At 46.7% G+C, this 21,196-nt stretch carries 18 protein-coding genes; 10 read left to right on the forward strand and 8 right to left on the reverse strand.

All coding sequences use genetic code 11. The annotated features are described in order from the left end of the window. Positions 1–517 precede the first annotated feature (517 nt). The 6 genes from GT1_RS04565 to GT1_RS04590 all read left to right on the forward strand — a co-directional run bounded on the left by GT1_RS04565 (position 518) and on the right by GT1_RS04590 (position 6,816). On the forward strand, positions 518–2,431 hold the full coding sequence (locus tag GT1_RS04565) for a sigma 54-interacting transcriptional regulator (RefSeq protein WP_188397729.1): 1,914 nt from the start codon (positions 518–520) through the stop codon (positions 2,429–2,431). Between the two features lie 335 nt (positions 2,432–2,766). Next, positions 2,767–3,489 carry a 4Fe-4S dicluster-binding protein gene (locus GT1_RS04570; RefSeq protein ID WP_188397730.1) on the forward strand — a complete coding sequence of 241 codons (723 nt, stop codon included), beginning with the start codon at positions 2,767–2,769 and terminating at the stop codon, positions 3,487–3,489. A gap of 2 nt (positions 3,490–3,491) precedes the next feature. Beyond that, positions 3,492–4,118: a hypothetical protein gene (locus GT1_RS04575; RefSeq protein ID WP_075757833.1), complete on the forward strand. Its 627-nt coding sequence runs from the start codon at positions 3,492–3,494 to the stop codon at positions 4,116–4,118. 133 nt (positions 4,119–4,251) lie between these two features. Next, the gene (locus GT1_RS04580) at positions 4,252–5,244 is read left to right on the forward strand and encodes a tripartite tricarboxylate transporter substrate binding protein (protein ID WP_188397731.1); all 993 of its coding nucleotides are present in this window, start codon (positions 4,252–4,254) and stop codon (positions 5,242–5,244) included. 34 nt (positions 5,245–5,278) lie between these two features. Beyond that, positions 5,279–6,148 carry a 3-methyl-2-oxobutanoate hydroxymethyltransferase gene (gene panB, locus GT1_RS04585; protein ID WP_188397732.1) on the forward strand — a complete coding sequence of 290 codons (870 nt, stop codon included), beginning with the start codon at positions 5,279–5,281 and terminating at the stop codon, positions 6,146–6,148. A gap of 446 nt (positions 6,149–6,594) precedes the next feature. Beyond that, positions 6,595–6,816 carry a hypothetical protein gene (locus tag GT1_RS04590; protein ID WP_188397733.1) on the forward strand — a complete coding sequence of 74 codons (222 nt, stop codon included), beginning with the start codon at positions 6,595–6,597 and terminating at the stop codon, positions 6,814–6,816. A 90-nt stretch (positions 6,817–6,906) separates the two neighbouring features. Here the strand turns inward: GT1_RS04590 and GT1_RS04595 are convergent, their stop codons facing one another. Both GT1_RS04595 and GT1_RS04600 read right to left on the reverse strand, forming a co-directional pair. Next, positions 6,907–8,838 (reverse strand): cation-translocating P-type ATPase, encoded by a 1,932-nt coding sequence (locus tag GT1_RS04595; RefSeq protein WP_188397734.1) that lies wholly within the window; start codon positions 8,836–8,838, stop codon positions 6,907–6,909. 2 nt (positions 8,839–8,840) lie between these two features. Then, a complete protein-coding gene (locus GT1_RS04600) occupies positions 8,841–9,260 on the reverse strand; it encodes a MarR family winged helix-turn-helix transcriptional regulator (RefSeq protein ID WP_075757828.1) in 420 nt (139 codons plus the stop codon). A 326-nt stretch (positions 9,261–9,586) separates the two neighbouring features. Between GT1_RS04600 and GT1_RS22715 the strand changes: the two genes are divergently transcribed. Then, complete coding sequence (locus tag GT1_RS22715) at positions 9,587–9,634, forward strand: hypothetical protein (protein ID WP_376741999.1); 48 nt, start codon at positions 9,587–9,589, stop codon at positions 9,632–9,634. 290 nt (positions 9,635–9,924) lie between these two features. Here GT1_RS22715 and GT1_RS04605 read toward each other — a convergent pair whose 3' ends face one another. From GT1_RS04605 to GT1_RS04630, 6 genes are all read right to left on the reverse strand, one after another. Next, positions 9,925–10,554, reverse strand: a complete 630-nt coding sequence (locus GT1_RS04605; protein ID WP_188397735.1) for a B12-binding domain-containing protein — start codon at positions 10,552–10,554, stop codon at positions 9,925–9,927. Between the two features lie 53 nt (positions 10,555–10,607). Continuing rightward, on the reverse strand, positions 10,608–11,411 hold the full coding sequence (locus tag GT1_RS04610) for a methyltetrahydrofolate cobalamin methyltransferase (RefSeq protein ID WP_075757771.1): 804 nt from the start codon (positions 11,409–11,411) through the stop codon (positions 10,608–10,610). A gap of 75 nt (positions 11,412–11,486) precedes the next feature. Then, positions 11,487–12,308 (reverse strand): methyl-accepting chemotaxis protein, encoded by an 822-nt coding sequence (locus GT1_RS04615; protein WP_075757772.1) that lies wholly within the window; start codon positions 12,306–12,308, stop codon positions 11,487–11,489. A gap of 108 nt (positions 12,309–12,416) precedes the next feature. Next, positions 12,417–13,844, reverse strand: a complete 1,428-nt coding sequence (locus GT1_RS04620) for an S-layer homology domain-containing protein (protein ID WP_188397736.1) — start codon at positions 13,842–13,844, stop codon at positions 12,417–12,419. Between the two features lie 80 nt (positions 13,845–13,924). Beyond that, complete coding sequence (locus GT1_RS04625; protein ID WP_223226056.1) at positions 13,925–15,130, reverse strand: MFS transporter; 1,206 nt, start codon at positions 15,128–15,130, stop codon at positions 13,925–13,927. Positions 15,131–15,256: 126 nt separating this feature from the next. Further along, positions 15,257–16,621: a uroporphyrinogen decarboxylase family protein gene (locus GT1_RS04630; protein WP_188397737.1), complete on the reverse strand. Its 1,365-nt coding sequence runs from the start codon at positions 16,619–16,621 to the stop codon at positions 15,257–15,259. Positions 16,622–16,827: 206 nt separating this feature from the next. Here GT1_RS04630 and GT1_RS04635 point away from each other — a divergent pair, with 206 nt between their 5' ends. The 3 genes from GT1_RS04635 (at position 16,828) to GT1_RS04645 (ending at position 21,036) form a co-directional block, all read left to right on the forward strand. Further along, a complete protein-coding gene (locus GT1_RS04635) occupies positions 16,828–17,721 on the forward strand; it encodes a LysR family transcriptional regulator (RefSeq protein ID WP_188397738.1) in 894 nt (297 codons plus the stop codon). A gap of 252 nt (positions 17,722–17,973) precedes the next feature. After that, the gene (locus tag GT1_RS04640) at positions 17,974–19,155 is read left to right on the forward strand and encodes an MFS transporter (RefSeq protein WP_188397739.1); all 1,182 of its coding nucleotides are present in this window, start codon (positions 17,974–17,976) and stop codon (positions 19,153–19,155) included. Positions 19,156–19,197: 42 nt separating this feature from the next. Then, entirely contained in the window at positions 19,198–21,036 is a 1,839-nt protein-coding gene (locus GT1_RS04645; RefSeq protein WP_188397740.1) for an ASKHA domain-containing protein, read from the forward strand. Positions 21,037–21,196 lie beyond the last annotated feature (160 nt).

Consider the following 21,196-nt stretch of genomic DNA (forward strand, 5'->3'; position numbering starts at 1 on the left):
AAATACAGTAATACTCATTGCTTATGCATAAACTATGCCGAATTCAGAATAAAAAGAAAAAACGTGAATTTACTGACTTTTTTTGCAAATACAACCCGGTTTGTACTTGTTCAAAAGGAACTTCTCTGTGTTTCAATGAAACGTATTGTTCTATTTGTTGCAAATTAAACACCTTGCCAGTAACGACGAAATAAACGGCCTTGGAGGCAGAGCCACTGGCAGTTATTCATCGCGGAGCCATTCGCCGGCTTGCAGCAAAGCTCTCCAAAAAAAATTATCGACAAGGATTTGTAATTTTTTTACCGAATTACAGAATTATTCCGGAAATTCTGACAGATGAAAAGTTTGCCTGGAACAAACACTGTAACTTACGTCCCGGTGGCTGTTTCGCAGATAGATGCTTTTGCGTAGTTTACAACAATAGAACAAATTTTTTTGCGATTATTAGTGGAAATTTGACGTTTTATGTCAAATTCCTACTGGGTGAGTGTTAAGGAGCAACTTAATGAGGTGAAAAATGGCTAAAATCACTTTTATGGTTCCGTACTCAGATATTTTTGAGGACATTCAGGAGGTTTTTACCCAGCAAAACGATTGTAACTGGACAATTGAGCTTTTGGCTATTGACGGGGTACCGCGGCGGATTGATTATAAGAAGCTCAAAACCGATGTTGTTGTCGCCCGGGGGATGACTGCCTCTATGGCAGAACGGGTTATGGAGGATATTCCGGTGATTCGTTTGCCTGTCAGCGGCTATGATGTTATCCGTGCGGTTTTGGAATGCCAGACCCGGTATAAATCGCAGCGGGTGGCTATTGTCGGCACGGAAGACATGGTGTATGGCGCCCGCAGCATCAACGAGATCACCGGGATCGAAATTGTCACCAGTATTGTGGATAATGAGGAAGCTGCGCGAAAAAGTTTAACTGCCCTTAAAAAAGACGGCATCACTATAGTCTGTGGCGGGGTTGTGTCAACCTGTATTGCCGAACAAATTGGCCTGAAAACTGTTTTCATAAAAACCGGGCGGGAAGCTATTTATCAGGCTTTGATTGAGGCCAAACGGACCTATTTTGTCAAAAAGCAGGAACAGGAGCGAAGCGAAAGATTTCGCACCATCCTTGATTATGCCATTGAAGGTGTGGTGGCTGTAAATGAACAGGGCAATATTAATCTAATCAATGCGTCCGCAACGGAAATAACCGGGCTGGAGGGTAAAATGGAAGGTAAACCGGCAGATAAGGTTTTGCCGGAATTGCGCCTGGGCAGGGTTTTGGCAACTGGAGTGGCCGAAGTCGGCGAAATTAAAACCTTGGGAGACAGGCAGGTAATCATTAATAATGCGCCCATTGCCGTAAAAGGACAGGTTGTGGGAGCCATTGCCACCTTCCAGCCGGTTTCCAGCATTCAGGAACTGGAAGGGAAAATCAGACGGAAAATTTATCCCCAGGGGCACAGTGCCAAGTTTTCCTTTTCTAATATTTTTGGCAAAAGCAAGGCTATTGGGCGTGCGATTGAGATAGCCAAAGAATACAGCGCTGTTGACTCTAATGTGCTTATTGTCGGCGAAACCGGAGCCGGTAAGGAAATGTTTTCTCAAAGCATCCATAGTGCCAGTGACAGAGCGGCCGGTCCGTTTGTAGCCTTTAATTGCGCGGCTTTGCCGGAGAATCTGCTGGAAAGCGAGCTTTTTGGCTATGTCGGCGGAGCCTTTACGGGAGCCGCCAAAGAAGGTAAGGCAGGCTTATTTGAACTGGCCCATAAAGGAACAATCTTTCTTGATGAGATATCGGAAATTTCGATTAAAATGCAGGGGCGCCTGCTGCGGGTATTGCAGGAACGGGAGATCATGCGCCTGGGCGATCGTAAGATCATTCCGATAGACGTACGGGTCATAGCGGCGACCAACCGGGATTTGGGGGAAATGATCCGGGAAAAGGCCTTTCGCCCGGATCTTTACTACCGGCTGGATGTCTTGGAACTGCATGTTCCGCCCTTGCGGGAACGGACGGGGGATGTACTGCAGCTGTTTGAATATTTTTTGCACTCCTGCTGCTCGCGTTTTGGCAAGCCTGATAAGACGATTGAGCCGGCTGCGCAACAATTGCTGGACCGGTATTCCTGGCCGGGCAATGTCCGGGAACTGATGAATATTGCAGAGCGCCTGGCGGTAATTGCCTACAGTGACACGATCACCAAAGAGGATGTTTTGTCCGCCTTTAACCCGGAAAAAGATGCTTTGGCTGCCGGCCTGGAGGTAAATGCGGCAAAAAGCAGTGAACCATCACCGTATACCGCTAAATCTAAGCAAAAACTGGATAAAGCCATCCTGCTCGAAGTGCTTCAGGATGTAAATTATCATTACGCTAAAGCTGCAGCCAAACTTGGCATCAGCAGGACGACACTGTGGCGGTGGCTAAAGGAAATGTAACATGGTGAACAAATAGAACAAAAGGTTGCAAAACAGCAGGCTGCATAATCAGTTTATTAAGACAATTTTGTAAATTAAATCAATATAAACATAAGACGCCGGGCCATTACCCGGCGTCTTATGTTTATATTTTTACTATTGGCACGGATTTTGCAATCCAATGCTATTGAGTCTGCGGACTGATGATGACTACCGTAGGGTGAAATCGGTCTTAATGCGGAAAAAACAGGCCAGTAAGCTGCATACGTTACTTTTTACTAAAGGAGGCGAGCCATTTCGGGTAAAGTTGTTGCAGAGCATGTGGTCATAAATTTTTTTAAGGAGGAGTTGTTACAATGGAAATTAACAAAGAAACATGTGTCAACTGTGGTTTATGCATAACAAAATGTCCTGTTTCGGCTATTGTGAGAGACGCAGCAAAGCAAGTGCTGATTGACTTTGATGAGTGCGTGGAATGTGGAGTGTGCCAGCGTTTAAGGGTTTGCCCGACAGATTCTCTTTATCAGCAGGAATTAACATGGCCCCGGACCATCCGGAGCATTATGAGCGATGTACTCACCATTGCCGAGGAGTCCCAGATATCCGGCCGCGGCACCGAGGAAATGAAGACCAACGAGGTTACAGGGCGCTTTAAAAAGGGCTGGCTCGGAATTGCTATCGAACTGGGCCGCCCGGGTGTTGCCACCCGCATGTATGATGTGGAAAAAATTGCAATGGCTGTTGCCAAAGAAAATGTTGAATTTGAAAAAGAAAACCCGATTACCAGTATGATGTCCGATACGGCTACCGGAAAGTTTAAGGACGAACTGTTAAATGAAAAAGTGCTTTCCGCCATTATTGAATTTGGGGTGAGGGAAGAGAAAGCGCCGGTAATTTTGCAAATTCTTAAAGAAGTGGCGCCGGCCCTTGATACAGTGTTCAGTCTGGATATTTGCTCCAAGGTTACCGGCGATGGCGTTATTCCTCATGTAAAAATTGTTGAAGAGGATGGAATGTGGATGTCGCCAAACGGTAAAGTAAATATTGGTCTCGGCAGGCCGCTAGTGAGGGAGGAATAGTCATGACACATACACTTCACCGGGTAGGAAGCAGAGAGAGTTTGCAGGGAGACTGGGTGTTTCTCTGTATGCCCAGCAAGGATATTAATCACGAGGAATCAGGACCCAAACTTAGAAAATTTTTGGAATTATGTTTGAAAAATGACTGCGTGACTTTGGGCGATTGCAGAAAAGGCAATGAATATCACCAGCTCAGCCGGGAAAATATGCTCAATAATGTGGAAGACCGTGCTGTTGTTACCGCAACCTTTAATAATAAAGATGCAGTAATTGACATGATTGAAGATTTGAAGCAGGCGGATTTGGGGCTTTCCATCGTGATTTCCGGCTTAGTGGACGAGGTGGGGGAATGCTGCTCGAAAACAGGTCTTAAACCCCATACCGTGGAACATTCTCTGGGAAGATGGGGAAAAAGAGAGAAACTGCCCCCGCAGGAAATACTGGAAATTGCAACTATGTGCGGCCATGCTATGGTATCGGCAAATTTTATTATTGAAATGATTGAAAAAGTGAAAAAAGGAAAAATAACGGCTCAGGCGGCGGCAGATGAATTATTTAAGCCCTGTATGTGTGGTATATTTAATACAGACCGTGCGGCAAAGCTAATCACAGAAATTGCAAAGCGTTAGGACATTGGTTTTCTTGGAAGCCTGTTTTATCCGACGACTTGCGTCTGTGGATAAGGGCGACTAACCTTCAGCCGGGGTTCAAACCCCGCCTGAAGCTAAGTCTGCTTTATAAATATTACAGAGGAGGATTGACATGAAAAAGTGGTTGGCAGTAGTAGTGGCTTGTCTTATGTTGGCTGGTTTGGTGGCAGGTTGCGGCTCGCAGGAAAAGGCTCCGGACAAGCAGGCAGCGTTTGCGCTTAGTAAAAACGCGGAATTTATTGTCCCGTATGCCCCCGGTGGCGGCAGCGACCTTTTTGCCCGTACCCTGGCGGAGATTATCCAGAAGAACAAGTTTGCTAACGAAGCGGTGATGATTGTAAACAAACCGGGTGGTGCCGGTGCGGTAGGTGATGCGTATACCTTTTCCAAAAAGGGGGATAGTCATGTAATTACTGCTTATGTTTCCGGACAAATGACCTCCAATCTGATGAATAAAACAGCTGTAAGCTATGATAAGCTGACGCCCATAGCAAACCTCGCACTGGACGAATACTTGCTTGGAATTTTGTCAGATAATTACAAAAAATTCGGAGAAATGCTTGCTGCGGCAAAAGCTGCTCCCGATGAAATCACTATAGGCGGTTCGGGAAAAGGCACTGAAGATGAGTTGTGCGTCGGGCTTCTTAACAAGTACACAGGAGCCAAGTTTAAGTATGTTCCTTTCAACAGCTCCGGGGAAGTCATGAGTGCCATGCTGGGCGGCCACATAAAAGCCGGCATATTTAATCCCAATGAATGCAATGCCCAGATAGCCGCCGGCAAAGTAGCCACAATAGGCGGGTTCGGCGTAAAGCGACTGGACGGTGTGTTTAAGGATACTCCCACCTTTGGGGAGCTTGGCTATAAAGATGTTGTATTCCAACAGTTCCGTGGTATAGCAGGACCTCCCGATATGTCGCCGGCAGCGGTGAAATTCTGGGTGGAAACATTCAGAAAGGCAACTCAGACCGAACAGTGGAAAAAAGACTATCTTGCTAAAAACGGTTTAACCGAGCATTTCCTGGAGCCGGAAGAATATAAAACGTTTTTGGCCGGGGAAAACCAAAAATATGCCGACATCCTTAAAGATATAGCCGCCCAGTAATAAGGATTTTCTATCTGCAGGCTGTTAGTAAACAATGAAAGGAAGAAACAAATTGGCTAAAAAAACCATTCTGGATTTTCAAAACATGGTCAGCAAAGGGGAAAAAATTGTTTATTTGACCGCTTATGATTACCTCACTGCCAAGATGCAGGAAAAAGCGGGCGTGGATATGATTCTTGTCGGGGATTCTCTGGGGATGGTTTCCCTGGGCTATGATACTACTTTTCCGGTAACCATGGATGATATGATCCGTCATTGCCAGGCCGTTCGCCGGGGTGCTCCCAATACCTTCATTATCGGTGATATGCCGTATATGTCTTACCAGGCTTCCGATGTGTCAGCCATCGAAAATGCCGGCAGATTTATTAAGGAGGCCGCCTCGGACTGCGTTAAGCTGGAGGGAGGCGGCGCGCAGATTTTAAACCGCATTCAGGCTATAAGCGGGGCCGGCATACTTGTCATGGGGCATATCGGTCTTACACCGCAATTTATGGGCCAGATCGGCGGTTACAAAGCGCAGGGAAAAACGGCACAGGCGGCAATGAGTCTGATCCGGCAGGCCAAGCTTATTGAAAAGGCGGGCGCCTGCAGTATTTTGGTGGAAGGAGTGCCCACAGCTGTTGGCAAAGCCATTGCGGAACAGGCGGGAATTCCCATTCTCGGCATAGGCGCAGGCTCCTTTACCCATGGGCAATTGCTGATATACGCCGATATGGTCGGTTTCTATGACAATTTTACCCCGAAGTTTGTTAAGAAATATGCCAATATTGGCGAAACTCTGACAAATGCGTTCCGAGAATACACAATGGAGGTACGGGAAGGCCAATTCCCGGTGGATACTGAGCATACCTACAAAATGGATGAAAAAGAGATTGCAGAGCTGGAAAAGCTTCTGGCCGAATAAATAAAACAGTCTTGCTGTAAAGGCAAGGACCCGGTAATCTTAATAATTGTTATCGGCAACTATACAAGGGGTTGTGTGAAAGCTTGGTAAAGCTATCCCGCAACCCTGTTTTACTGGTTTAAGTCCGGACTATAACCACCCGGCAGGTGACGCTGTTGCCAGGGAAGGTTGACTTTGCTTTTCCGTCCGGGGCTCGGGGAATTGATCATCTGTTGTAATTTTCGAAGGAAATTTTGTGAATATTGGTTAAATGGCATATTGTATAATGAGGAAAAGTACGTTATAATATGAACAAATACAGTAATGAATACTGTAGCAGTTTCTTTCACCTTATAAAAACTAAAAATAGTATTGTTGGTTTGAAACCACGGTTAACACAGCTAAGAACGGCTGGGTTTTATCGTGGTTTATTATTTTTTAATTCTAATTGGAAAGGAGGTGTCTATATGTGTCAGGTAAGCGCTCAATTTACTATTACCAAGCAGGGAAATGTTGATGCCATGCAAACTTCGCTGCTAGCGATGGAAACCGTTCAGGATGTTAAAGTTGCTAAAGACGTACTTTTCGTATCATTTAATCATCACAAGCATACCGAGGATTCTATTGCCAATATTATTAAAGCCCACGGTTTTGAACTGGAGTCAGTTGCCCAGGGTCATCATGTATAAGGTACTGTTTGAACTATATAAATAAAGTAAGAATAAGCTTCAGGTGAAGGTTTAACTTCATCTGAAGCTTATTCTTTGGTTGTTTCAAATTTATTTCTGCCGCAGCAGGCGGGCGGAATTGAGCACAACTAAGATGGAGCCAACATTGTGTACAATGGCAGCCAATACCGGGCCTAATAGACCGAAGGCAGCAAAAATGATGGCAGCCAGATTGATGATATTGGCCACGATGATGTTTTGCCAGATGGTGCGGATGGCTTTGCGGCCTTTCCGGATGGTCTCAGGCACTTTGTTCAGATCGTCGGACAGTAAGACAATATCTGCCGCCTCGACGGCAATATCGGTTCCCGAGTAGCCCATGGCAATGCCGATATCGGCTTTGGCCAGGGCGGGCGCATCGTTGATGCCGTCCCCGATCATAGCTACCTTACCGCCGGCGGCCTGATAGGCTTCAATATATTTCGCCTTATCGGCCGGCAGCAAATCACCATGGACAGTGGGGATATTCACCTGGGTGCCAATGGCGTTGCCTACCACCGCGGCATCGCCTGTCAACAGCACTATGTTGCCGATGTTTTCACGGCTTAAGGCCGCAATAGTGGCTTTGGCGCCTTCCCGCAGCGGATCATGGATAATGATAATTCCGGCAACCGCCCCGTCGGCTGCGACGATAACCGCCGTGCCGCCGGCTTGCTGGTGCTCAAGGCAGTAGGCCTGCTGCTCCGGCGTGAGCGGCACCTGTTTGTTTTTCATTAGCAATTGGTTTCCCAGCAAAAACTGCCTGCCGTCTGCTTCGGCAATGATGCCCTGCCCGATGGCCGGTTCCCAGCAGGACGGTTCCGCCAGCGGGATATTTTCTTTTTCCGCCGCCTGGATGATGGCTTTGGCCAAATGATGCTCGGAGCGTTTTTCAATGCCGGCGGCAATGGCCAGCAGGTCGTTTTTTTGCCAGCCGTTATAGCAGCAAAGGTCTTTCACCGACGGTTTGCCTACTGTAATGGTGCCGGTTTTATCCAATAAGACGGTATCGATGGTTCCCAGCTTCTCTAAGCTTTCGCCGCCTTTGATCAAAATGCCGCGGCGGGCGGCCGCGCCAATGGCGGCTGCTACTGCGGTAGGTGTGCTGAGCAGCATGGCACAGGGGCAGAAAACAATCAAAATGGTTACACCCCGGACAATATCGCCTGTCACCAGGTAGACCAAAACGGCAATTGCCAGACTTAACGGCACAAACCAGTTTGCCCAGCGGTCAATGATCCGGGCGCTGGGGGCTTTGCTGGCCTGGGCTTCTTTCACCATTTTAATGATATGTCCCAGTGCCGTATCCTGTCCGACTTTGGTGGCCACCATTTCGACAGCCCCCATGGTTACAATGGTTCCTCCGAACACATCGGCACCGTCACGGCGTTCCACCGGTATGGATTCACCGGTTATCGTAGCCTGGTCAACCGTCGCGTACCCTGCCAGCACCTTCCCATCCACCGGAATTTTTTCTCCCTGTTTTACCAGCAGCCGGTCGCCGATCTTTACCAATTCGGCGGCAATTTCCCGTTCGCTGCCATTTTCCAGGAGCCGGGCTTTTAAGGGGGCTAATTCTGCCAGCTTCTTTAAGGCGGTATTGGATTTTTCCAGCGTAATGTGTTCCAGCATTTCGCCGATGGTCATGATCAGGGCTACTTCGGCGGCAGCAAAATATTCGCCGATGGCAATGGAGGCGATGATGGCGATACTTACCAGCAACCCTACTTTGGTGTCGCCGCGCTGGTAAATAGCCACCACTGCTGTTGCCACAATCGGCACGCCGCCGATGAGGGCCGCCAACAGGGCCGTGTCTACTCCCCAGATGGACGGCAGCCATTCAAACCAATAGCCGATTAACAGCAGGGAAGTGGCGGCAATTACCAGACAATCGCGCAGGTGACCGCCTGCACCGTGCTCGTGTGTATGACTGTGCGAGGTGTCGGTCGCCTGCCGGGGACCATTGGCCTCAGTTTGAGGTAAAGCTCTCTCTTGCGCAGACATGCCTAAAACGCCTCCTTGTTAATTTTTTTAAGTATGCTCAGCAGCTGTTCGTGCTCTTCGTTGGACAGCACCGAGAGAATTTGTTCGGTCAGGTCGGCATGATACTGATGATGCTCGGCAAATGCCTGCTGGCCTTTGGGGGTTAATGTAATTAAATGGACGCGCCGGTCTTCTTTGACTGACTGCCGCCGGGCATATTCTTTCTTTTCCAGCCTATCCACCGTGACGGTAGTGGTTCCGGTTGTCACTCCCAGATGCTGTGCCAGGCTTTTCATATTCATCTGCCCATAGCGGCCCAGGACTTCAATGGCGTGGGCTTCGGAAACCGTCAAATCACTTGTCTTTATCACCGAATTTTCCCACGAAGAAAACCCGTCAAAAAAGGTAAACAGCTCATGGGTTAGTTCATCTACAGAATTCATATGAAACCTCCTCTAGGTTCTGATTGTCATAGTCTCTAATTATTTGATATTCAAACTAATAATATAATCTCAGGTTGTTTTTGTCAATTAATTTTTATGGGACAAGGAACCTGTCCCCTTGTCCCACATGTCCCCTTGTCCCACAAAAAAAAGCCGCCCTCATAAAAAAGGCGGCACGGTGACTGATAAAAGCCAGCGACAACATTTTCCTGTTCGCTCTGGCAGAATATGTTATAATTGGCGTAACAGGTTGTACAGGAGCGGTTAGCCACTTCCTTTTGGTAAAAGGAGGTGGTAATGTGTCAACATTTGAGGCAATGTACTTAATGATTGCATTTGCAACACTTGTTGTGCTCATGATAAAGCAGAAATAACCGCCTCCTGCTAAGTTTGCGGTTATTTCCTGAATAACTCCAAATCGGGCTAACCGTTTCCGGTTAGACAACCTGTGGGCTGACGTGTTAGAGCACGTCAGTCCTTTTCTTATATTATATCCATAGGAAGAAAAATATGCAACCAGCCAGGAAAAATCCTGTTGTGGGACAAGGGGACATGGGACAAGGGGACAGGTCCCTTGTCCCTAAATACGGATGCACGATTTCGATCAGAGAAACTAATTTATAAGAAACTATAGATAGATGACAAACTAGAATCTTTTTAGGCTTTAATTAATATTGGAAGCCTTTTTAGACATTTCCACCGCATCGTAGGCATTTTTGCAATACCCGTCAGCGCCGCACCATTCGGCGACATTAAGATCAACCGGTCCGCCGCCTACCAGAACGGTTGCACTGGTACCGGTAGCTTTCACCGCAGCTACTGTTTCTTTCATGACATCAAACGCAGTTGTTAATAAGCAGAACATGCCAATTACGTCAGGTTTATTGTCTTTTATTGCTTCAACAAAAGTTTCAATCGGAGCATCAACACCGATATCCACTACCTTAAAACCGTTGCAGCTCAGAATCGTAGAAACAATATTTTTACCAATATCGTGGATATCGTCCTTTACGGTACCCAGAATGACGGTGCCGATCGTTTTATTATTCCCGTCGGCAGCAAGGGCAGAGCCTAAAAGTGCGGCTGCGTTGGAGAACACTTCCGCAGACATGATTAGTTCTGATAAATAGTAATCACCGGCTTCATACAATTTACCTACGCCTTCCATGCCTTCCTGTAATTGCTTGAGAATCTCAACCGCCGATATACCGGCTGCAAGTTGCTCATTTACTGCTGAAATTACTAAATCTTCCTCTAACTCGGTCACCGCTTTTACTAAATCCACTTTTTCCATTACGCATTCCTCCGATTTCTATTGATATAAATTGCCTGCAACAGTCTGGCTTGTTATTCGTAAAGCCCTTTTCTGTGAGCTTTAAGATAATTTTTACAATACTTGTCATTGCCCAGTAACGCTTGCCCCGCATATACCACACCCATCATGGCCTTGTCTGTTGGGTTTAATATATAGCCGTCCATTCCCACTGTCATGGTTTGGACTACGAAAAGGCGGTTAAGCACAGCCCGGTTAGGAAATCCGTAGGATATATTGCTTAAACCACAGGTAAGATGTACTGCCGGGTATTTTTTCTTAATGGCATAAATGGCATCCAATACTGATTTACCATATTTATCATTGGTGCTTAATGGTTTGATCAGAGGATCAATATAGATGTCGTCCTGCTGAATACCTTCTTTCTCCATATCATCAATCAGTTTGCTGGCGATGCGCAGGCGGTCTGCGGCAGTTTCCGGCATACCGGCGTCTTCAATACAGAGAGCCACAATTTTAGCGTCAAACTCTTTTACAAGCGGCAAAACCGCCTTATAGCGTTTTTCTTCGGCAGTTGTGGAATTAATCATCCGTTTGCCGTTTACCGTCTTAGCAAGGGTTAGACCGGCTCTCAGGGCATTTTCATCCGGACTGTCAATGCAGAGAGGCAGGTCGGTAACTGCCTGGATAGTATTTACCAGCCATTCCATGCATTCAATTTCCTGACCAACCATAGTGCCGCAGTTTACATCAAGATAGTTTGCGCCGGCAGCTTCCTGCTGGACGGCGACCTCCTGAATATAAGCTGCATTCCTGGTTTCAACTGCTTCCCGGATTGCTTTGCGGCTGGTGTTAATAAGTTCTCCAATGATTAACATTAAGCTTGTCTCCTTCAATCAAGTATTATCGGCACACTTTTTTCTTGTATTTCTCTTTTTGAGTACTCATCTGTGTTAAGGGGAAAAGGTTGCTATTTTCTCCAGTTCGGCAGCTGTTGCTGTCAACTGCTCCATGGTAGCAGAAATTTCTTCCGTTGACACCGCTTGCCGCTCGCCTGCATTGGCAATACTTGAAATAGCTTCTACAATCATTGACGTATCCCGTTGAATTTCGTTTAGAATTACTCTAATGTCCTTTGCCGATTGAGCACTATTGGCAGCCAGCTTACGAATTTCATCAGCAACGACAGCGAATCCCCGGCCTTGTCTGCCAGCTCTGGCGGCTTCGATAGCAGCGTTTAAACCAAGCAAATTGGAACTTTCTGCTACTTCGTTGACAAAATGAAGAATATCATTGGTTTTTTGGATTTCGGCAATAACAGACTGGCTGCTTATTTTAACTTTTTGTAAATCATCTGACAGACGGCAAGCGCTGGCTGTTAATTCTTGTGCGGTAGCACTTACTTCTTCGACTGTGGCGGAAATGGATGCGGAAGCGCCGTGTAATGTATCCTGAAGGTTGAGTGATGTTCCTATACCGATAGTACCGGATAGTTCGCCATCGTCTTCGATGATTGGTTCGACAATTAATTTTAATCTAGTGCCATACAGTTCCTGGGGGAGTATCACTTCTTGCCGTTGGCGGTTAGTCAGGCAGGCCGCCGTTGTCTTACCCTTGGCCATAAAATCTCCTACTTTAATATCTATATGGTAAGTCTGTGCCGGAATAAATGCTAAAACAACGGCATCTTTGTCGGTAATGACAACGTGACTGTCATATAGATTCATGCGAAGATAGGTATGGGCGGAAAGAACAATTGCATCAAGTTTTTTCATAGGTTAATTGCCTCCAAATACATAGTAAAAAATATACTGTTACGGCGGCTATGTGAAATTGCCTATAAGTGTATTTGTTACTACAAGCCTGCCAAACTATAATCCTTTTTAATAGAAGAACTCAAGTTTCATCATGTAGGTTTTGTCTAAACGGTCGGACGGTAAATTGGTCAAGCCTCTATTTTTAATTTTGAAATCTTGATATTCAAGTGATACCAGAACATTTTTGGCAATTACATTTTGATAAGCTAAAAATAATACTTTTTCATTATCAGTTCCATGAGTAAAGACACTATATGGCTGTGTGGGGTCGGCTACGGCTGTAACGTCGAATGCGCCTGCACCGCTGGGAATAGTACCTGCGTCAATATTGCGATAGGATACCATCCAGGCATCTGTCCCGACTTTGGCAGGATTAACAAGATTTACAGCAGGGTATAGAGCGGCTGGTCCCTGGCTGTTGCTGACCTGCACAGCCCAGCCTTTTGGATGCTTGGGCAAATTGGTCGCGCCGTCCAGGGTTGTGCTTACATAGTCTCCTAAAAGCGTATATTTTCCAAACTTGTATTTCATTCCCGCAGTCCAGCCCTGGGAACTATCAAACCTGCCCGTATTGGTGTTGAGGGTTCCGGTCCCCGCCGTAGTGCTGGTGCCTTCAACATCTGCCGCATAATAACCGGCTTTCAGATTAAGATTATCAGCGAGTTTGAAATCGACTTCGCCTGTGGTCAGCTGATTAGCATCATTTGTGGCAGAGGATTTTATATTCCCGGTCCAGCCGCGGAAACTTACATCTCCCCATTTTTTGTTAAGATACACGCCATCTACATTGCCGGCTTTGCCGAAGATACCATTGGTATAAAAATCGAGGGCAGACCGGCCGATGCGAATATTGTCCAAACCAAAGGTATCTTTGGCGCTTACGGTCATTAAATCAAGATTGACATCAGAACCGGTGGAAGACTCGGCATCGCCAAATTTGTTGCTGGTGCTGGTCGAAATACGTCCTGCCCAGCTAATATTGTCATTCACATTACCCCAGAATTTAAAGCGCTGGCGAAAATCGAAATGGTCTGCACCACCCAATTTTTTGCCTCCCCGGTTAGAATCATTTTGCACAATACGCATACGGGTTTCGCCGCCAACCCATGTATTTGTCTTTGTTTCCACCTTGGTGACTCTGGCGCCAAGGCGGTTTAACTCAGCCGCGAATTCAGAGGACAATTGATCAATCAACTCTTGGTTACTTTCGCCGGCAGTATCGAATTTCTCCATAGCCTTGGCTGTAATAAAGGCAAATTCGTAGCGGCTGATGGTTTTATCCCCTTTGAACGAGTTGTCCCCATAACCATCGACAATTCCGGCCTGTGCAAGCTTTTCCACAGCATCGTAAGCCCAATGGCCTGCCGGTACATCGCTAAAGGATTTTTCTGAGGCTGCATAAGCAGGCATAGGTATGATGGGAGTTCCCGCCATTGTAATACCCAGTAATGCCAGTGGTAAGATAGCCAGCCATTTTTGAGCCGTTTTCTTCATGTTGTACTCCTCCTCAAATCAATTAAATACATTGTGATGACCAAGGGGGTTGTCTTACTTTACGCCAGCACAGCCATAGACTAGATGGCTTTTTCCTCCATCTTGAGCATGGAAACCAAAATTAAGCCTGCCAACGAACCTGCTGCAATGATATACCAGGTTGAGAAAAAGCTGCCGGTAGCATCGATTGTCCAGCCGATAACCATCGGCGAAATCATAGCGGCAAACTGGTAAATAAAGTTGGTTGAGCCGATGGCTGTTGCGGCCCAGGCTTTGCCGGCGACATCGGTTACCAGGATATTTAACGGCGAATTGACAAGATAGGAAACATAACCGAGCAGGAAAGCCATTACCATCAGCACTGTATAGGATTGCAGGTACCCGAAAATAATCGTGAGCGGAATTTGAATTAAAAATGACCAAAAAACAAGTTTTCGCATGTTGCCCAATTTTTTCACCAAAAAGGCGGATGACGGCGGTGCTAAAACGCCCCCGATGCCATATACAACCATGATCATGCCGCCGGCTTTGGCTGAAAAGCCTAATTGTTTAAAATAGGCGTTCGCCCAGGTAGCCAGGCCAATTTCCGCCCACATCAGGCTAAATCCCATAGCGGCAAGGATCATCAGGTTTTTAGTAGTAAATACAACCTTCAGGCCGCCAAACGGATTACCGCTGCTTTTGACGCTGTTATCAGCGGTACGGACAAAGCAGGCAACCAATATCCCGATCACAATACTGGCTATGCCAAAAACCTGCATGACGCCTTGCCAGCCAATCGACTGGTTGATTATCGGCACCAAAAAATTTGGCAGCAGCAGCCCCAGCGATGGCGCGGCCATCAGCACTCCCCAGGCCACTGCCCGCTCGTTGGCAGGAAACCACTCTGTCAGTGCCCGGGAAGCCGCTGACATAACCGCACCGGCGCCAAGTCCCATTGCAAACCGTAACCAGAATCCCTGATTATAGTCGACCATATATTGCATTAAGAACAGCATAGCTCCGGGGAGTACCAACCCTCCCGCCAATATCCAGCGAGGCCCGAGGCGGTCTGACAGAATGCCTGCCGGCACTTGGGTCAGGATATAGCCGAAATAGAAGGCGGTCATAAAAGAGCCGGCCTGTGCCGCGGTGAACTGAAATACTGGTCCTACTACCGGAATGAGTGGCGGCCAACTGAAACGGGACATAAAAGTAAACATAAAACTCGCAAATGCCAGCAGCAGGATTATCCAGCGAAAACTTTTGCCTGACGAAGATTCAGCTTGCATATTGGTCGTACTCATATATTCACCTTGCTTTCTGGAAAATTCCGATATTCCTGTCAATGAATTTCCATTTATGTTTAAAGCATCATGGCAGAGGAATGAAAGAATAATAATCCATTCCTCCACTATGAGATTGTGCCAGCGTTAAAATGCCCAGCTCCATAACCAGTTAAAGGCCATACCCTCGATGGTTTCCCAGGGCTTCCGGATCAAAGCTTCATCCCCGGCAATGCCGCCCAGCTCAGCCTTTTTTACCTCCCAGGGCGTAAGCACCGGCTGCTGGCCTAATCCCGGTATTTCACTGCTGACAGGCAATGGCAGCTGCCGCTTGGGTTTGATGTTTTTGTCATACCAGCCATACTTCATGACAGCATCAACCATGGCCCGTACATTTGCAGGTTTTGCATTTCCCGGAAGATAACATCCGCCGCCCATCATATAGCCGCTGCCGCCGCCGAGCTTTTCACACAATAGTTTGACTCTGGCATCAACTTCTTCCGGCGTGCCAAGAATAAACATCCGGCTGGGAATACCGCCGGCAATACACATATGATGGCCGAAGTCTTCCTTGGCCTTAAAAATATCGCCCTGGTCATCAATATCGCAAAGTACGGTGCCTTTTGGCAGCTCCAGCATATGATGCCAATGCTTGCCCCAATCGCCTTCCATATACAGCCTGATTTTATAGCCGGCGGCAATAATCATTTCCATGGTTTTCTTGAAAGAAGGCCAGTAAAAAGTGTCAAATTGTTTGGGTGACATAAATGTCGGCTTATGAGTAGGCACAAATATCGGGTACCGGCGCAGCGGATCAGCGGTCGATAAGGCAACCCGGGCCATAATCGGCGCCAATATGTCGCAAGCCTCCAATACTTTGTCAGGCTGCCGGCGGATATCGCGCAGAATGCCGGTTAACCCGCGCAAAACGTCACCAAGGGCATCAAACGGAGCCAGGAAAGCTCCTGTCATCGGTTGAGGCATACCGCATTGATTTTGTAATTGAATGGATCTGTTGCGCATAATTTCGGCATACATGTTCTGGGCCATCCCGGCTTTAAGAAAGGCAAAATGGGAGCGGGCAGAACCTTTGTCCAGCTCGCTGAAGATTCTGGGAAAAAACCTCTCCAGCATGAATTGTCCCGGATTGGCAATTAGCAAATCATATTCATCTGCCAGCATATATTCCGCTTCGGAAAATTGAATGGCAACATGCGATTCCAGATCGCGGCCAGGGAACTTGTAGGTTTTCGCGCCTAAAGTATCATGAAGCGGTGCCCAGAAGCGGTTATTCCGCAATACGTCAAACTCGGGAAAATCACGGATAAAATCCAGTTCACTCTGCAGCCATTTTTGGGGATCATAAATGACTTCTGGATTGCTGGCAGTATACGATTCAGCGAAGTTATTACTGCCAATGGCAATGGGAATCCGGTCAACCGGCTCCAATGCAAGGGCGGCTTGATATCTGCCCAGCCGCTGTTCAAAAAGCTCATTTAGGTCTATGTTCATTTCAACATTTCTCCTTTGTTAAATTATCAGTCTCATAATTTTGAGGAAGCCGCGATCGCAATTAAATTCTAGGACAATTATGAATAATTGGTCAAATTCTTAAAATTCAATAACTATATTCCAATTTCGAATCAGTAACTTATTTGCCATTGTTATGCCAGTGTTATATGATTGTAGTAAATATACATTGCATTGGAGATAGTGATATGGATATTAGGCATTTAACCGCATTTGTCACTGCAGCTAAAAGTCTAAGCATCACCGAAGCGGCAAAACGGCTTTATATTTCCCAATCGTCCTTAAGTAAGCAGATTTCCGAACTGGAGCAAACGATTGGGGTAAAACTGTTTATTCGTCATTATCGCTCGTTGGAATTGACAGCAGCCGGCAAATATTTACTTAAAGAAGGTGACAGCCTAATTCAGAAAGCCAATGAGATTTTGAATAATACCCGGCAGGTACAGCGCGGCATGCGTGGAATCCTCAAAATTGGCTGTTTTACCAGCCAACTGCCATTTATGCCTGAGGTCTTAAAAAAATTCTATACACTCTATCCGCAGATTAAATTGGATATTCAAATATATCCCTTAAAAACGATCGAAGAATTATTGATGCGCAATGAATTGGATTTCGGCTTTATCACTAAACTGGGGCAGCAATTAGAATATCGCCAGTTTTGCTCACAACTGGTTTACCGGCTGCCTTTAGCCTTTGTGTTGCCTGTCAACCATCCTTTAGCGGCGGAATCCGCCATTACACCGTCGGTTTTAGCTAAAGAGTCTTTTATGGTGCTTTCGCAAGAGGAACCGCAAGATGGCGTGAACTGGCTTATACAGTTATGCCAAAGGCATGGATTTACGCCACAAATTGCTTTTAAGTCCAATCATTTTGAAAGTATACTCTGGCAAGTCGGAGCCGGAATGGGAGTTTCCTTTACAGCCAAGCATCCGAAAATTTCAATACCTGAAACAGTTTCTGTGGTTGATATATTAGATGAAGATGCTTTTCGCAATACCCTTGTTATTTGGAAAAACACAAATTCCAACCCGGCCATACCGCTTTTTTTGAAAGTGCTTACATCGATTGCATGTATATCATAAACATTGCTTCAGCAGTAGAGTTTAGTTCCATTGAAACTTAATCATAGTTATCCAATAGCTAAGACCTCAGATGACAAAACAAGCAATCTAACATATTTAGTTAGATTGCTTGTTTTGTTTTTATGGAGAGGTTGTCTGTTTTATGTAATATGAAAAATTTGAATAATATTTTTGAAATTTAAGAATTTGACGAATTGCGCGACAACGATTTAGGATTGAATTAGGATAACTTTATTTAGTAGGAGGTTTAGGATGAACACCGACAATAGCTTTAGCTCCTATCGCTGGGTAATTCTCGCACTTGTAGTTGTTTGTTTTTGTGCCACCTTCGTTACCCGTTTTACCTGGCCACCCCTGATAACAACCGTCGCTCCTGTGCTGAAACTGAGTATGGCTCAGGCAGGCTCTTATATGAGTGCTTTTTATATCGGTTATCTTGTCACGCAAATTCCGGCTGGCATTATTGCGGACAAGTTTGGTGTACGCGTGGTGCTGGCTGTCAGTCTGATGCTTGAGGGGGTTTCCACTTCGTCCCTGGCATTTACCGGTAATTATGAGGCAGGCTTTGTGCTGCGGATCATTGCCGGTCTGGGAGCCGGTGCTGTGTACGCTTCGGCCGCCAGAGCACTGGTGGAATGGTTTCCGGCAAGAGAACGCGGCAGAGCTTTTGGCCTGCTTATGGTGGCTCCTTCAGCCGGTATCCTAATTTCAAATTTTTTGGCGCCTACTCTTAACCAAATGTTTGGCTGGCAAGGCGCCTTTATGTCGGTGGGAACAATAACCTTTGTTGCAGGTGTGTTTGTTGCATTATTTATGCGTTCGAATGCGCCAAGGGAAAATGAGAAGGGATCATTGACAGCCGGCTTTACCTTTATCTTTCAGCATAAAAATTTGATGCTGACTTGTGTGGCTGGGTTTTGCTTAATGTGGCTGCAGTTAGCTGTGGCAACCTGGGCAAATGTTTATATTAAATCAATCGGCTTCACCGTAAAGGAAGCCGGTGCAGTCATGATGTGGTATGGAGTTGGCGGTGTTTTGTCACCGATTGTGGCCGGTTTCTTGTCTGACCGGTTAAATAACAGGCGGGTAATTGTTCTGGTATCACTGGCGCTTACCATTCCGTTAACCCTGTGGTTCGGCTATGAGACTTCACTGACCGCATTGTATATACTTAGCTTCTCCGCTGCTTTTGCCTCTTATCTGGCAAACCCCATGCTTAATGTAATGGTTGCCAATTATGCGGGGGTTCAATGGGCTGCTACCGCTAGCGGCATAGCTAACTTCCTGTACCAGATTGCCTCTTTAATTAGTCCGCTTGTTCTCGGGTTAGTCATTGACTGGACAGGTAACTTTAGCTGGGTGTGGTGGATTATGGCCTTGGGTCCGGCTGCCGGCTTTATCGTTATGTTAAATATCAAAGAAGAGCAGACTTAGCCGGCAACATGGCAGTAAGTGTTGCAGAAAAGAGGTAAGTAAATGGAAAAGGCGGCCAAAACCTTTACTTTAACGATCAAAGACAATGACAGTGTGCTAAGCTGCTCGTCAGCTTCCACCATAATGCGGACTTTACTTGACGGCGGCCTATTTATAGAAGCCAACTGCAATGGCAGGGGTTCGTGCGGGCGCTGCCTGGTCCAGGTCCTTGAGGGCCGGGTAGCAGACCGTGACGGCAATGCGGTGCCGCCAGGTAAAAATAATATGTATTTAGCCTGCCAAATTTACCCACTGGCAGATGTAACCATCTGTTTGCCCCGCCTGGAAGTAAGTCAAAAAGCACAAGCAGCCCAAATCCCGGTAGAGGTTACTAAAGCGCTGTTAAAAAAGATTGTGCTGGCACCGGCGTATCCCACACTTAGTAAGCATTATTCCTTCCAGGCAATGCTCAGGCAAGCGCTGGCAACAGCAGGGGCGGCTGCCGGAGGCTGTGACAATATAACCGTCCTTAGAAGCCTGCAGGAGGCAGTGGCAGCAAAACCCGAGCTGATTACCCTCACTCTCCTGCAGGAAGAGGTAATAGCCGTTGAAGCCGGAGACACATCACCGGCCTTGTTTGGTGTTGCCTTTGACATAGGCACAACAACAGTTGTTGGCCTCTTGGTTGATCTAAACACCTATAAAGTAGTGGCCGTATGCTCAAAAAACAACCCGCAAGCCTCCAGGGGAGCGGATGTAATAACAAGGATACAAGCCGCCTGTGAGTCGGCGGAAGGCTTAGCGGGTCTGTCCCAGCTTATCAGAAGCTGTATGAATGCCATTATTCACGAGCTTTGCAGCCAAGCAGGCATTGAAAGTAGCCATATTTACGCTGTAACCATAGCAGGCAATACTACGATGACACATCTCGTACAGGGAATATCTCCGTCAACCCTTGTGAAACAACCTTACGCCGCCTTGTTTAACCATTTGGCCCCGCTTTGTCCCAACGACATTGATATCGGGATAAATGCCTGGGGCAAAGTCCTGATATTACCTAATGTTGCGAGTTTTATCGGCTCTGACACAACGGCGGCCGTCCTGGCGGCAGGGCAAGATCTTGACGCCGCCCCGACACTGCTGGTAGATTTAGGGACAAACGGTGAAATGGTCTTACATGACGGCCAAGCGATGTATGCCTGCTCGACGGCAGCCGGTCCGGCTTTTGAGGGAGCGCATATCCGTGATGGCATGCGGGCGGCGCCAGGAGCTATCAGTGATGTCAAAATCACAAAGGATCAGGTTATAAGCACCGTGATTGGCGAGGGAAAACCGGCAGGGATTTGCGGTTCAGGTATGGTAAAAGCCATAGCGGAATTTATTAAAACCGGGATTCTGCATACCAGCGGGCGTTTCAATCAAGCGGCGATAGCAGCACTTCATCCCGGCTTGCAGCGACGGTTCAGGCAAAGTAATAACGAGTGGGAATTTGTCCTTGTTGCAGGGGCTGAAACGATGAACGGCAAGGACATTGCCGTGACCCAGTCAGATATTCGCCAGATTCAGCTTGTCAAGTCCTCCTTACGGACAGGAATTGAGTTTCTGCTGACAAAGCTAAATAATAAAGCAGAAACAGAGTACCGCATTTATCTGGCAGGCGCCTTTGGCAACTATATTGATATCGACAGTGCATTACTTATTGGTATGCTGCCGGCAATCAAGAAAGCGTCGATACTATCTGTCGGTAACGCCGCCGGTACCGGCGCCGTAATGGCGCTATTGTCTGCCGATAACCTGAAGCGCTGTACGGAAATAGCAGACAGGATCGAATACGTGGAACTGGCTTCCCAGCCAGGCTTTCAAAACAGATTTTTGCAAAACCTGGCTTTTCCCAAAAACTGAGTGGGACAAGGGGACAGGTCCCTTGTCCCACTAAAATAAGTCCGAGCCGTTAGGCGAAACGGCTGGACTCTATTGTTTGTAGGATATAATTTCATTACTGACAGCGCGGTATTACTATAGAGATTAATAATTTTTTCACTATTTACAAAAAAGCGACATC

Source organism: Sporomusa sp. GT1, from assembly GCF_014634905.1.
Lineage (GTDB): Bacteria > Bacillota > Negativicutes > Sporomusales > Sporomusaceae > Sporomusa > Sporomusa sphaeroides.